General features: G+C 59.6%; 11 protein-coding genes and 1 pseudogene. 3 read left to right on the forward strand and 9 right to left on the reverse strand.

Annotation, left to right across the window (positions count from 1 at the left end):
* Positions 1-70: 70 nt before the first annotated feature.
* The 3 genes from dtd to aspS form a co-directional block, all read right to left on the reverse strand.
* Positions 71-505: a D-aminoacyl-tRNA deacylase gene (dtd, locus tag HMPREF2605_RS07755; RefSeq protein WP_070847756.1), complete on the reverse strand. Its 435-nt coding sequence runs from the start codon at positions 503-505 to the stop codon at positions 71-73.
* 121 nt (positions 506-626) lie between these two features.
* Entirely contained in the window at positions 627-1,154 is a 528-nt protein-coding gene (locus HMPREF2605_RS07760; protein WP_070847759.1) for a P-loop NTPase family protein, read from the reverse strand.
* A gap of 193 nt (positions 1,155-1,347) precedes the next feature.
* Positions 1,348-3,120 (reverse strand): aspartate--tRNA ligase, encoded by a 1,773-nt coding sequence (gene aspS / locus HMPREF2605_RS07765; protein WP_070847762.1) that lies wholly within the window; start codon positions 3,118-3,120, stop codon positions 1,348-1,350.
* A 428-nt stretch (positions 3,121-3,548) separates the two neighbouring features.
* Here aspS and HMPREF2605_RS09725 point away from each other — a divergent pair.
* A pseudogene (locus tag HMPREF2605_RS09725) lies at positions 3,549-3,734 on the forward strand (type IV toxin-antitoxin system AbiEi family antitoxin domain-containing protein); the annotation flags it as partial.
* A 363-nt stretch (positions 3,735-4,097) separates the two neighbouring features.
* Positions 4,098-4,505 (forward strand): endonuclease domain-containing protein, encoded by a 408-nt coding sequence (locus HMPREF2605_RS09660; RefSeq protein ID WP_246828188.1) that lies wholly within the window; start codon positions 4,098-4,100, stop codon positions 4,503-4,505.
* A 212-nt stretch (positions 4,506-4,717) separates the two neighbouring features.
* On the opposite strand, the gene hisS is transcribed toward HMPREF2605_RS09660, so the two are convergent.
* Positions 4,718-6,079 carry a histidine--tRNA ligase gene (hisS, locus tag HMPREF2605_RS07775; RefSeq protein ID WP_070847768.1) on the reverse strand — a complete coding sequence of 454 codons (1,362 nt, stop codon included), beginning with the start codon at positions 6,077-6,079 and terminating at the stop codon, positions 4,718-4,720.
* Between the two features lie 311 nt (positions 6,080-6,390).
* On the opposite strand from hisS, the gene HMPREF2605_RS07780 reads away from it, so the two are divergent.
* Complete coding sequence (locus HMPREF2605_RS07780; protein WP_070847770.1) at positions 6,391-7,659, forward strand: DUF349 domain-containing protein; 1,269 nt, start codon at positions 6,391-6,393, stop codon at positions 7,657-7,659.
* A 358-nt stretch (positions 7,660-8,017) separates the two neighbouring features.
* On the opposite strand, the gene HMPREF2605_RS07785 is transcribed toward HMPREF2605_RS07780, so the two are convergent.
* From HMPREF2605_RS07785 to HMPREF2605_RS07805, 5 genes are all read right to left on the reverse strand, one after another.
* Positions 8,018-8,725, reverse strand: coding sequence for a DUF6318 family protein (locus HMPREF2605_RS07785; RefSeq protein WP_070847773.1), 708 nt, complete (start codon positions 8,723-8,725; stop codon positions 8,018-8,020).
* 45 nt (positions 8,726-8,770) lie between these two features.
* Entirely contained in the window at positions 8,771-9,508 is a 738-nt protein-coding gene (locus HMPREF2605_RS09665) for a DUF6318 family protein (RefSeq protein WP_070847776.1), read from the reverse strand.
* A gap of 238 nt (positions 9,509-9,746) precedes the next feature.
* Complete coding sequence (locus HMPREF2605_RS07795) at positions 9,747-9,995, reverse strand: hypothetical protein (protein WP_005505891.1); 249 nt, start codon at positions 9,993-9,995, stop codon at positions 9,747-9,749.
* A 592-nt stretch (positions 9,996-10,587) separates the two neighbouring features.
* Positions 10,588-12,300 carry a histidine kinase gene (locus tag HMPREF2605_RS07800; RefSeq protein ID WP_049353272.1) on the reverse strand — a complete coding sequence of 571 codons (1,713 nt, stop codon included), beginning with the start codon at positions 12,298-12,300 and terminating at the stop codon, positions 10,588-10,590.
* 286 nt (positions 12,301-12,586) lie between these two features.
* On the reverse strand, positions 12,587-13,765 hold the full coding sequence (locus HMPREF2605_RS07805) for a hypothetical protein (RefSeq protein ID WP_070847780.1): 1,179 nt from the start codon (positions 13,763-13,765) through the stop codon (positions 12,587-12,589).
* Positions 13,766-14,155 lie beyond the last annotated feature (390 nt).

Genomic DNA, 14,155 nt, shown 5'->3' on the forward strand with positions numbered 1-14,155 from the left:
GATAGGTTAGTGTCTTCGCCGTGGGTTTTAAACCCCTGGGCAATCTACTAACCTATCGAAAGCGCCGCCCTTAGAGGGTCTCGCTGTCGAGAATCAGGGTCACCGGGCCGTCGTTGACGAGCTCCACCTGCATGTCTGCGCCGAACACGCCGGTCTCCACGTGCAGGCCACGCTCACGCAACGCCTGAACGTAATCGTTGAACAGCGGCTCACTCACCGGACCCGGCGCCGCAGCAGACCAGGAGGGGCGGCGACCCTTCTTCGCATCCCCGTACAGGGTGAACTGGCTGACCGCCAACACGGGTGCGCCCTCATCGAGTAGGGACTTCTCCCCCTCCAGCAGGCGCAGGTTCGCGGTCTTATCGGCAAGCTTCGCAATCTGTGCCGCACCGTCACCGTGCGTGATACCGACCAGCACCAGGTAGCCGGGCTGCTCAATCGCGCCGACCGTTTCACCCGCCACGCGCACCGCCGCGCGGGTCACGCGCTGAATAACTACTCGCATCGTTCACCTTTCAACTTGGAGCCGGCTTTCACCGGGCTCATATATCTCTTTCGACACCGCGCTCGGTAGCTGTTTTAGACGCGGCTGGTTTAGGGGAGCCGCAGTTCTAGAAGCAACAGCCTCAGAGTACACCGCGCAGCTGCACGGCACGCAAAAACTGGTTCGCCGCCCGCGGGGTACGGAACTCAATAAAACGCTTCTGCAGATGCTGCCCGCGAGCCTCCGCCAGCAGCTCCCCGACGTGCGGGTAGCTCCTCCACGTGTACCGAATCATGTTGTCCGGGTCGCGCAGAATATTCCACAGCGGCGGCTCCACATTATCCGCCCAGAGCTTCTGCCCCGTCACCGCGCGGCGCACCGTCCGGCGAACCACACGCCACATCACCACCGCGCGGCTATAGCGCAGATAAATCACCACATCCGCACGCTCCAGCAGACGGCCACGCACCTGCGGATACTGCCACTCCGTAATCCACGCGGGCCGCTCAATGAGCGCCTGAACATCCGCCTCAAAACTAGGGCGCGGAGTCCAGTCCGGACCCCAATGCAACGAATCCATCTCCGTATGCGGAATATTCAGGATGCGCCCCAACCGCGCCGCGAACGTCGTCTTACCGCTACCGCTCGGGCCGGCAATCAGAATACGCATGCTCCCCTCCCCCTTTGGTTAGTACACAAATCGGCACGCACGCCAGTTGATACAAAAGGTGGGCTGCGACCCTGCACCAGCAGAATACACAGCCCACCCTCAACGGCAACCCCGGCACAACTCAACGCCCACCGGGTTCACGCCGCACAGGCCCACACCCCCTACGGGGCGCACGACCAAAGACTAGAGAAGATTACTCCTCGTCCTTCTTCTTCGGCTTGAAATCAACGCCAGCTTCCTTACGCTGCTCCGGAGTAATCGGTGCAGGAGCCGCAGTCAGCGGATCGAAACCATTACCGGTCTTCGGGAACGCAATAACCTCGCGAATCGAATCAACGCCAGCCAGCAGAGACACAATACGGTCCCAACCGAACGCAATACCACCCATGGGCGGCGCGCCGTACTTGAACGCATCCAGCAGGAAGCCGAACTTCTCCTGAGCCTCTTCCTCACCAATGCCCATCACAGCGAACACGCGTTCCTGCACGTCACGGCGGTGAATACGGATCGAACCGCCACCAATCTCGTTACCGTTGCAGACAATGTCGTAAGCGTACGCCAGAGCCGAACCCGGGTCAGTGTCGAAAGTATCCATGAACTCAGGCTTCGGGGAGGTGAACGCGTGGTGCACAGCAGTCCACGCGGAGTGACCCAGAGCCACGTCACCGGACTCAGTAGCCTCAGCAGAAGACTCAAACATGGGGGCATCAACAACCCACACGAAAGACCACTCGCCGTCCTTAATCAGGCCGGTACGGTGACCAATCTCAACACGAGCAGCACCCAGCAGCGCACGGGAAGCCTTAGCCTCACCAGCAGCGAAGAAGATGCAGTCGCCGGGCTTCGCGCCGGTAGCCTCAGCCAGGCCAGCACGCTCAGCGTCGGTAATGTTCTTAGCCACGGGGCCGGTCAGCTCGCCATCCTCCTGAATGAGGACATAAGCCAGGCCCTTAGCGCCGCGCTGCTTCGCCCACTCCTGCCAAGCGTCCAGGGTACGGCGAGCCTGAGAAGCACCGCCGGGCATCACAACAGCACCCACGTAAGGAGCCTTGAACACGCGGAAAGTGGTGTCCTTGAAGTACTCGGTCAGCTCAGTCAGCTCCAGACCAAAACGCAGGTCAGGCTTGTCCGTACCGTACTTCTCCATCGCATCCTTGTAGGTCATGCGCTGAATCGGGCGGGGAACCTTCACGTCAATCAGGTTCCACACAGCCTCAACGATGCGCTCGCCCAGGTCAATGATGTCTTCCTGATCAACGAACGAAGCCTCAATGTCCAGCTGAGTGAACTCAGGCTGACGGTCCGCACGGAAATCCTCATCACGGTAGCAGCGAGCAATCTGGTAGTACTTCTCAATACCGCCCACCTGCAACAGCTGCTTGAACAGCTGCGGGGACTGCGGCAGAGCATACCAAGAACCCGGAGCCAGACGAGCCGGCACCAGGAAGTCACGCGCACCCTCAGGGGTGGAACGGGTCAGGGTCGGGGTCTCAACCTCAATGTAGCCGTCCTCGGCCAGCAGGTTACGTGCCGCACGGTTCGCGTCCGAACGCAGGCGCATAATGCGAGCCGGCTCCGGGCGGCGAAGGTCCAGGTAGCGGTAGCGCAGGCGCGCCTCCTCACCCACCTCAACGTGCTCGTCAATCTGGAAAGGCAGCGGGGCCGCGGTGTTCAGCACCTCAACGGCGGACACCTCAACCTCAATCTCGCCAGTCGCCAGGTTCGGGTTCTCGTTGCCCTCCGGGCGCTTAGTCACCAGACCGGTCACACGCAGCACGTACTCGTTGCGCAGGTGCTCAAAATCAGCCTCATTGTGGAAAACACACTGGGTGACACCCTCACGGTCACGCAGGTCAACGAAAGCGACACCACCGTGGTCGCGGCGGCGAGCCACCCAACCGGTCAGGGTAACAGTCTCTCCAATATTTGCGGCGGTCAGCTCGCCGTTGGTGTGAGTGCGAAGCACAGACATTCCTTTCATAGCGGGCACCTCACGACTATAGACAGTAGCCGGGTACACGCGGTTGATGATATGCGCACACTGCGTGCGCCTCATATATTGTATCCCCTCCGGGCAGGTCGATGGCGGGTCGGGGCAAGTCAGGGCAGGTCGGGCACCAGTCAGACGCCAGAAAATGGGGTGCGGAGGCGGGATGCGGGTAGGGCGGCAGGTTCGTGGGTGTCTGCGGTCGATAGGTTAGTGTCTTCGCCGTGGGTCTTTAACCCGGGGTGAAGACATTACCCTATCGAAAAGCCGCTAACCTATCGAAGTATTACCGGGGAATCCACTCCGCATGCCTGTGGACAAACACTTTTTCGGTAGAATCCGCGAAGTTATCCACAGATTTCACGAACAAACCCCACAACCTCACACAGCCTGCCAGGATAAAGCCTATGAACACAGCAACTATTCCGTGGCAACGCGTCCCAAACGTACTACCGACTACACCAGAAATTACCCGCGCCGCAGAACTACACCCATTCGTGCTGAACTCACAGATGCTCAACCTGCGAGGAATCGGGCCAAAACGCATTCGCAAACTAGTGGCGGAAGGGTCTCTGCAACGTATCCAGCGAGGAGCCTATATTTACACCCGCAATGCCCAAGCACTCACCCCCGAAGAGCGGCTCACGGTACGGTGCATCGCTGCTCAGATGATGGGTCTTCAAGGGATCTTCTCCCACACATCAGCCGCGGCGCTATGGGGACTTGATGTACTCTCTGTTCCCCAAATGATAAGCGTGTATAGCTGTAGTCATAGCACCTCTGATAAGGGAAGAATCACCCGGCATTACAGCGCCACTGGCCCCGAGGAAGTCACCAGGTTGCCGGGCACATCCATCATGGTTACGACGGTGGCTCGCACTCTGCAGGATTGCGCTCGCACTATGCCCTTTCGGGAGGCGGTAGTCCTCGCTGACTCCATCATGCGGCGGGGACTAATGGAACCCCACGAGGTAACCGAGATTCTACTGAGCCTCACCGGGTACGGCGGTTCCGCAGGGCCTTTCCTGGCGCAGGCGGTGGATGCATCCCGCGAGTCGGCCGGTGAAAGCCTCACCCGATGCCTACTCATGGAACACAGGCTGCCCCTCCCCGTAACGCAGTACCCAATTTCATGCGAGGGCCGTAACTATCGAGTGGACTTCGCCTGGCCCGAGGCGCGGGTCATTCTCGAGTTCGACGGCGAACAGAAATACGTGGACCACCCCGGCAGGGACCGCTACGAGGCAGCCCGCGACCGCGCCCTAACCCGCGCCGGATGGACGGTCGTGCACCTCACGTGGGCTGACATCTTTCAAAAAGAACGGGAAGTCATCACCCACTTGCGGAAACTACTCTTGAGATAAAGCGAGGAAACGCCTCAGTCGATAGGTTAGTGTCTTCACCCCGGGTTAAAGACCCACGGCGAAGACACTAACCTATCGAAAATCTGGGCCCGCACAAAAAGACCCGCCCGGCAGGGAGGCCAATATCCTCCCCGCCAGGCGGGTACACATCCATATGCAGGCTTGCAGTAGCCAAATACTACAGCAGCCAGATATTACGGTATGACAGGTATTTACAGACCCTCGGCACGCACAATCTGAACGTGCAGGTCCTCAGCCGGCGGCATCCACGAATTCGGATCGGCAGCAACCTGCTCACCCGAACGGATATCCTTCACCTCGTGAACCGGGGCACCCGACTCATCCGAAGAAATGAACCAGACGAACGGAATGCCGCGCTTCTCAGCGTACTTAATCTGCTTGCCGAACTTCGCCGCGTTCGCAGACACCTCGCAGGCGATACCGCGGGCGCGCAGTGCATCCGCAACATCATTCGCGGCGGACCAGCCCTCATCATTAGTCAGGGCCACGAACACGGCCGAAGGCACCTTACGGCTTGCCTGCGCAAAGCCCTGCGACAGGATGCGAGCCACCACGCGGGTCACGCCAATCGACAGGCCAACACCCGGGTAAGTCTTCTTACCGTTCGACGCCAGCGACTCGTAACGGCCACCCGAGCAGATCGAACCCAGCGACTCGTGACCAACCAGCACGGTCTCGTACACGGTGCCGGTGTAGTAGTCCAGGCCGCGGGCAATCGACAGGTCGGCCAGCACCTTACCCGGTGCGCGGCGGGACGCCTCCTCAATGACCTCAGCCAGCTCAGCAAGACCCTGATCAAGCAGCTCGTGCTCCACCGAGTACTTAGCGGCAAGCGCACGTACCTGCTCCACGAAGGATGCATCCTCGGTACGAATCTGCGCCAGCTCCAGGGCGGCCGCGGCAGCCTCCGCGCTCGCACCGGCCTCGGACTGAAGCTCCTCAGCCACGCGCTCGGGACCAATCTTCTCCAGCTTGTCGATGGAGCGCAGCACGGCCGCGGTGTCGGTCAGGCCCAGGCCCAGGTAGAAGCCCTCGGCCAGCTTGCGGTTATTCACGCGTAGCTTGAAGTCGGGAATCGGCAGCTTCGACAGCGCATCGACAACAACCAGCGCCAGGGTCACGTCGTAACGGAACGGCAGCTCGCCGTCACCAACCACGTCAATATCAGCCTGAGTGAACTCGCGGGCACGACCCTCCTGCGGGCGCTCACCACGCCACACCTTCTGAATCTGGTAACGCGAGAACGGGAAATTCAGGTAACCGGCGTTCTCCACCACGTAACGGGCAAACGGCACGGTCAGATCAAAGTGCAGAGCCAGCTTTTCCTTAGCCTTCGCGGCCTCATCCTCCTGCAGGCGAGAAATTGCGTAAACTTCCTTGTCAATCTCACCCTTGCGCAGCAGCTGCTCAATAGTCTCTACCGAACGAGTCTCAATCGGGGAGAAACCGTGCAACTCAAAAGTCTCACGCAAAGTGTCCAGAACATGATTCTCAACCAACCGCTCAGCCGGAAGATACTCGGGAAAACCAGACAGCGAAGCCTTGCGAGCCATACTCGATACTCCTTGACAAAGAACTCGACAACAAAACCCCGGAACACGCCGGGCACATCTACCCATCATACCAACACCCACCCCAGCACAGCACGCACTCCCCCGCCCCGTCCGGCGTAAACCCGTAAAACCCGCCGCAAACCGTCCGTGCGAAGGTTCGCCCACAACACAACACGACCAGACACTACTCACACACACCCCACAGAGGCTATGCTTAGGAGGTGCACACGCACACCCAAACGGGTGCCCACCACGGGGAACAGCGCAAAGGCGCCCCACCCCCAGCACCCCCGAGTGAAAGAGTTATAGCGGTGACTACTAAACCCGACGACACTGTAAACCTCGAAAAGGCACGCCAGTACGGCCGCGTCTCCGAGGACGGCCACGTCTTCGTCATTGTCGACGGCGAAGAATACGCCGTAGGCCAGCTGCCCGGCGCCTCCGAAGAAGAAGCGCTCAGCTACTTCGCCCGCAAGTTTGAAAACGTCGAGGCGCAGGTTGCCCTGCTCGAATCCCGCCTCGCCAACAACGCCCCCGCCGCAGACCTGCAGAAGGGCATCACCTCCATCGGCGCACAGATTGGTGTGCGCAACATGGTCGGTGACTACTCCGGTCTGCAGAAGCGCCTCATCTCCCTCGCAGAGCAGATCGCTGAACTCGGCGAGAAGCAGCAGCAGGCACGCACCGAAAACCGTGAACGTGCCCTCACCGTCCGTGAAGAAATCGTTGCCGAAGCCGAGCAGATTGCCGGCCAGGACCCCGACCAGATCCACTGGAAGAACTCCCACTCCCGCATGAACGAACTGTTCGAAGCGTGGAAGAAGGCACAGCGCGAAATTCACCTGGCAAAGAGCGTAGAGGACGAGCTGTGGAAGCGTTTCCGCGCAGCCCGCACCACCTTCGACCGCAACCGCCGCGCACACTTCTCGCAGCTGGACGACCGCAACGCACGCATCAAGCGCGCCAAGGAAGAACTGATTGCACGCGCGGAAGAGCTGTCCACCTCCACTGACTGGTCTGAGACTTCCCGCGCATACGGCGACCTGATGCGCGCCTGGAAGCAGGTGCCCCGCGGCCACCGTCGCGAGGACGACAAGCTGTGGGCACGCTTCCGCGCGGCACAGGACGTGTTCTTCAACGCCCGCAACGAAGCCGAAGCAGCTCAGGACGCAGTCTACGCCGAAAACCTCAAGGTCAAGGAAGCACTGCTCGAAGAAGCACGCGCACTCCTGCCCGTCGAGGACATTGAGGGCGCGAAGGCAGCCTTCGAGAAGATCCTGGACCGCTGGGATGCGGCAGGCCGCGTACCCCGCAACGACCTGCGCCGTGTGGATGGCGAGCTGCGCCGCATTCAGGACGAAATCAACGGCGCCGAAGAGGCAAAGTGGAAGCGCAACGACCCCGCCAAGGCGGCACGCGCGAACTCCCTGCTCGCACAGATCGAGGACTCCCTCGCCGAGCTGGAAGCAGAACTCGCAGCAGCTGAGAAGGGCGGCGACTCCAAGAAGATCGCCAAGGCCAAGGAAGCTCTGGAGGCGCGCCGCGCCTGGGCAGCAACCCTGCAGGGCTTCGGCAACTAAGGTCTAGCGACAGTCTAAATAACGGTCTAATTAACGCCGAGAAGCCACATGACCACCGACCCCATTGCGGGGCGGTGGGCGTGTGGCTTCTTTGTATTTGCGGAGTTTATGCGCGCCCACACCCGATGCAGATGAGGCAGTTCAGGGGTTTTCGATAGGTTAGTGTCTTCACTGCGGGTTAAAGACCCACGGCGAAGACGCTAACCTATCGAAAGATTCCATCCTCTCCCCCTAGATGGCGAAAAGCCACATGTGTTTCGAAAAGCCACCATTATCGTGGCTTCTCGAAACACATGTGGCTTCTGCGTGTATGCGGGATGTCTGCGGGGGTGCAAAATTTTAGGTTCGGTTGGAGGGGCTAATCATCGACCTGTTCAAAATCGATAATCTTCCAGCCTTCAGAGGTGTACTTGAACGAGAACTTCCAGGTGTCGTCGTCCTTTCTGTCGTTCTCGTAAGACTTCCAATCACCGTTGGGTTCAACGTACATAACGTAGCCCCACTCCCGATATGCTTTCCAGAAGTAAGTCTCTCCCTCACTCCAAGGGTTCCCGTCAGCAATGTAGTGGTCAAGACCTGCGATAATCCAGCCACCACGCTTGTAGAGAGCTTCAAGACCTTCGTAGGAATCTAGTAGTTCCGTGAAGCTGTTATCAACGAATTTGCGTGCTTGACTGTAGTCTCCGGTCTGGGCACCGTAGTTGTTCCATTCAATCCATGCGTTGAGTGTTTTGCGTAGACCTTCATTGGATTTTTCTCGGTATCCGTCCTCAGGCGATGCAGGTTTCTGGACGTTCTGCGCCGGGCCGCTAGGGTCAGCTTCGCGGTACTCCCCGTCGGGTGCTTTCGAGCCGCCGGAGTAGCCTCGGACAGTAGACGGGGTTGCGGAGGGAGAATCGGTAGCTGCCGCAGATACGGAGGCGGTTTCGCTCGGCGCAGCGGTCGAAGAAGCCGAAGCGGTCGCCTCGTTAGCCGCCTGCTGGCCACACGCCGCAAGCAAGGTACCAATGCCCAATATTGCGCCACCGCTCAACAGCACGCGGCGGGTCAAAAGAGTGGAAGTCATTGAAGTGTATTCCTTATATCGGTGTGGTGTGTGAAATGCAAAGGACTACTGGATAATTCCCTGCTCACGGAGCTGCTTATTGGAAACATAACCAGACAGATACCAATAACCATCCTTATAGCGATAACGCATCATGAAAATTTCGTTATTATCATGCTTGGTATTGGAATGCTCCGTCCTGCTTCCATCAGGGTTGACATAGATGGCATAGGTCCAAAGGCGCCGAGTAAGAACCCAATACTCTTTTGCTTTATCGTCGTAATTGAGGGTGCTCTCTGCTTGAAAATCTGAGGTTCCCGCAATAACCCAGCCGCCGCGCTGATAAAGGCCCTCGATATCCTTGAGGAACTTAATATCCTTTTCGTAGGTATCCAGCATATAGGGCCATACATACTGCATATCACCGGTCTGAATACCGTAGTTACGGGCTCTGACCCAATCGGTCATCATTTCACGCAGGCCAGCAAAGGTTTCAGGATACTGTTGTGGCTTAGCCTTGGGGAGAGGAACGTTCTGAGCCATACCGTATTCATCAGCTTCACGGTACTCGCCATTGGGCGCCTTCGAGCCGCCAGAGTAGCCGCGGGTAATGACCGAGCTAAGAGTAACTGATTCAGAGGCAGCCTCAGAAGCAACACCAGTCGCGGTCTCACTCGGTGCGGCGGTTGCGGTGGTTGCCGCCTCGTTAGCAGCCTGCTGACCGCACGCCGTCAGCAGCCCACCCAGCCCAAGCAGTGCGGTACCGGTGAGCAGAGTGCGACGGTTGATGATGTCGGATCCCATGGGGATTCTCCTGTGGTTGGTTATGGTGTGTGGCAGCTGGCAGATTCCGGAAGCGCCAGCCGTGCGGCGTGTCCAGTGGTGCGCATCGGTGCGCGTGAACCCGCCACAACCACCACCCTACAGGATGTTTACGGTCGTTTGCACCCCGTTGAGCCACATGACCACATGTTGTGGCGTTTGGGTGCAACAAAAGACACCAGGACCCCCTAACACTGGGGACCTGGCGTGGGCGGGCGGGCTACACGGCGAGCGCATACATGTCGCGGAGGGCCTCTTCCGCCTCGTCGAGGGCGTATCCGCTCTGGCAGAGAGCATCGCAGCCGTTACCGTAACGGAGGCCAGCGAGGAACTCGCGGTCGGTCACCTCCGGTAGGTACACCATGAGGTATTCGCCGTTGTCAGTGAAGAAGTCGTCAATGTTGGCGGCGTCCTGGCCGGAGTAGAAGGCGCGGAAGTCTTCGTCATTGTAGTAACCAACCGTGTACATGAGGGGCTCCTTTGGTCGCTCGGCGGAGTGGGTGAGAACGCGTCGTTGTTCTCTACCACCAAGGTACGGGGCACCCCTGACAAGATAAGGGGCTGCACCGCCCGTGCCGGAGAAAATCCAGAAAAAATATTGCGTGACGAGGGGTTTTCTGGAGGCGCACTCCCCCGCCAAACTCCCCCGCCGCACGGAAGATTAGGTGCGATGGGTCTGCTTCCCGTGCGCCGTTGCCCCGCCTCCCACACACCGGGCGGAAATTCGGTCATGGGTTACGGACTTCGACCATGGGTTAGTGACTCTGGGCTGGGGTTTTAACCCCCGCCAAAGTCACTAACTCATGACCGAAATTAGTGCCGGATGGATTATGCGGCGGGTAGCTGGTTGTTTCGATAGGTTAGTGTCTTCGCTGTGGGTCTTTAACCCGTAGTGAAGACACTAACCTATCGAAAGTTCCCCCACCCCTTCCCCCGCTTAACGGCGAAAAGCCACATGTGTTTCGAGAAGCCACCAAAGAAGTGGCTTTTCGAAACACATGTGGCTTCTGGGCAGATTACCTCTGGGCGAATAACGGCGGATTACCACGCTACATTCGGCTCTACTCGCCCCTCAGGAATGACGCGACCTTACCCCAGAAACCCTTCTGGTTTCCGGCGTATCGGGTGCCCGTGGGGGTCGGCTGGAAAACCGGACGCTGCTGGCTCGGCGCATCCTGCTGATACGCGGGGTTCTGCTGGTATGCCGGGTTCTGCTGGTACTGGGGAGGCACCGACTGGTACGGGTAGTTCGCCTGCGGGTGCTGCGGGTTCGGCTGGTAGCCCTGCGCCTGGTAACCCGGTGCCTGATAGTTCGGATCCTGATAGCCCTGCGCCTGGTACGCGCCTGCCTGAGGCTGAGTACCCGGGTGGTATTGCGCATCAGAGTGGTAGTGGGCATCGGGGCGGTACTGGGATTCTGCACGGTGCGGGGCGTCCGCGTGGCCGTGTGCCTGGTATCCCTGCGGGTTCGGGCGGTACTCAGGGGCCGGCTGAGGAGCCTGCTGGTACGCGGGTTCTGCCTGATGTGCCGCCGCCTGGTTCGCTGCGGGGTGCGGCGGGTTAGAGTATGCGGGGCGCGGGTTCGGCTGCTGCGGCTGGGCAGACGCCGGGCGCTGTGCGGGAACCGGGCGCGCCTCCTGAGCAGGCTCGGCGGTAGGGGCAGGCGCCGGGCGCGCCTCCTGAGCGGGCTGAGCGGCAGGTGCCGGGCGCTTCGGGCTGGTGTGCGGTGTACGCTGTCGCGGCTGGCCACTAGGAACCTGCAAGTGCGACCCCTCAGGAACGCCACTCTGCTCGGTAAGATCCTGAACAACGAACGCCGAACTGAAAAGCATGTCCTCCATGGTCCACTCAAGCGGCGGCTGTGCGTTCGGTGCCAGCTGCAGCTTGTCCAGTTCGCGCAGGTGCAGGGCGAGCACATCCACCATGTAGCTGATGACGGCGAGGTTCGGCTGCTCCCCCAGGTTCTCCGGGTAGGCGAAGTGGTAGACGTAGGTGTTGATGGTCTGCCGCTTTTCCAGGGCTTTCGCCGTCTTCTCAACGGGGACACCGCCGCAGGTCAGATCCGAGATACTCTCGAAGATTTTGGGGCCTTCAGAGGCACGCACGGTCAGCGGACGCGAGGGGTCCACGGCGGACTGCTTCGGCCAGAAGATGCCGGGTCGGAATGCCGTCTGCAGGCTGTTGTTGACGACGATTTCCTTCTCGGGTCGCCAGGGCTTCTCATGGTCCACGATGTACTTGCGCGGCATGGCGAAGGTGGTGAAGGAGCACGCGAAGCTCTGCAGCTCCTCCCCTGCCGGTGAGGTGCTCAGGAGGTATGCTTTGGCGCGGTTCCAGGTTTCGCTGTTACGCATCTTGTTGACGAACATGGACAGCTTCGTCATGAACCCGTCGACTTTGACGGTGGGTGCGTCGGCGGTAATCAGGTAGATACGCGCCGTGCCGTAGAGCGAGGAAAGCGCATACTTCTTGTTCGATTCGCCGAAGTTGGTGCCCATGATGAGGTGGCAGGTGGGCGGGTTGACCGGTTCGCCGTCGTAGTAGGGCGTGTAGTCGAAGCCCATGTCGATGACCTGGCAGGCTTCTGCGGCGGCGTGGATGCTATCGAGGGTGAGCGTCTCGTTGGTGGGCGTGCCGTCCGCGTTGTTGAACGCGATGAAGGCGGCCGTGTAGCCGTAGGCCGCGCTCTTGGGCTTGTCCAGGGCGAAGGTGTTGCATCGCGGGTGGTGTGCGGCGTACTGCTGCTGGATGTGTGATACGGCGTTGTGCGGCATGTTCACTCCTTGGGGTGTGGTTGTTTATCGGATTCGATTGTGTGGGTGTGTGATGTGTTTTACTGTACGCTACTCCCCTGACAGGCTAAGCGGGCGGGGGCGCTTTTTTCGCGATAAATCGCGATGCGGAGGCGGCTGTACTCTTACCGGCGAGCGCGCTCTCAGCGGTGAGTTTGGCGGGCAGCGAGCATGGTGGCGGGTGGAGGGGCGGCGCATCCAACGTTGCGGGTGCGCCGGCCCCTGTGTTTTACCGGCGCTTGTTTTACCGGTGCTTTAGCCTGGTGGGCTACTTGCCGCGGCGGCGCTTAATTTCCCGGCCCCAGACCATCACAATGTCGATGCCGAGGACCCCGTACTCGTACTCGTCGAGAGCGGCCCGAACTGCCTCAGTGTTCACCGCGAACCAGTCGTTGGGCAGCGAGTCAATCCACGCTTCCCAGTCTGCGATGCGCCAGTTGTAGGTTCGTTCCATGAGGTCCACGAACTCGTCGCCTCCAAGTGCTTCGGGGAACTGACAGTACCACAAGGTGCCCGACTCACTGTTCGGCCGTTCTTCCCGATAATTAACGAACTGACGCCAGTTCTTCTTCGTGATGATGAAGGACTGTTCCCCGTCAGGCCCGAACTTTTCCACGGTGCCCACGTACGAATTGGTTTTAATGCGCTCCCAGAAGGTCGGCACGTCAATTTCGCCGCGCTTGACCAGGTCAGCCAGGTACTCGATACGGTCATGCGGAGGGGCGATGGCGCCATCCGGGAGAGCATCGCCGAAGGTCAGCAGGCGGCCGGCGCGGTAGTCCTCCATGTTGATGGTCTCCCAGGAGAAGCCGTTGATTTCTTCGTACTGGTCGTCGTCAAGGCAGGGGTACCGTTCGTTGTCATACACGAGTCGTAGAAGTTCGATGGAACCGCGTTCGCCTTCGTAAGCGAAGTTATCCAGCTGCACCTCACGCACGTATTCTTCCTGCGCTTCGTTCAGATAGTACTGACCATCCTTGCGGCGGAAGTTGAGCTTCTTGGTTTCGGTTCCGTTCTTCAGGTTCTCCTTATGGATGCTGACGGCACGCTCAATCATCTTCTGATTCGGTTCCTCAGAATATCCGAGGTAAACCTGCGTCTCGTACGGAGTGACGATGTTCAGGCTACGTAGCAGTTCTTCGCAGGTTTCGGAGGACTCAGTGTACATGCTACGGCTGAGGAAAAAGAGCTTGTCGTCGAGGGTCATCGTGGGGATATCATCCCGCAGGTCCTTCGCCCATTCGACAGCCTCTTCATCTTCGGGGTCTTCTGCTGCGTACGATTCAGCTATCGCCAATTGCAATGCCATGTAGTCGTCCACGTTGAAACGTTCCTTGAACCTCTGCGTGATGGCTGCGCAACGTTCATGGTTGATGTGCCAGCGTTCTTCTTCCAACTGCTGGTAGTAGTCCTGGTCGTGCTGAGCATTCTGCTGAGCGTTATTCATGGTGACGATCCTTTCTCTCAGGATGCGCTGGGAGGCTGCGGTGCTCTCGGCGCGTGGGCTTCGGTGCTTCTGGTAACAGAATAGGGAGGACCCCTGACAGGCTAAGCGGGCGGGGGCGCTTTTTTCGCGATAAATCGCGATGCGGCGGCTGTACTCCCACCGGCGGGCGCGCTCTCAGCGGCGAGTTTGGCGGGCAGCGAGCATGGCGGAGGGGCGGCGCATCCAACGCTGTGGGGGCGCCGACCCCTCCTTTTGATGGTGTACAGCAAGTACCGTTAGCGCTACGCGGTCTTCTACAGCGTATGCTTCACCATTTCGGGTACCAGACGGGGTACTTCCACGTGGTACGAGGCTACCGCTACTGCATTAGTGTTCAGAGTCCACCAGTCA

Origin of the sequence: Rothia sp. HMSC065C03 (assembly GCF_001837295.1) — a bacterium.
GTDB lineage: Bacteria > Actinomycetota > Actinomycetes > Actinomycetales > Micrococcaceae > Rothia.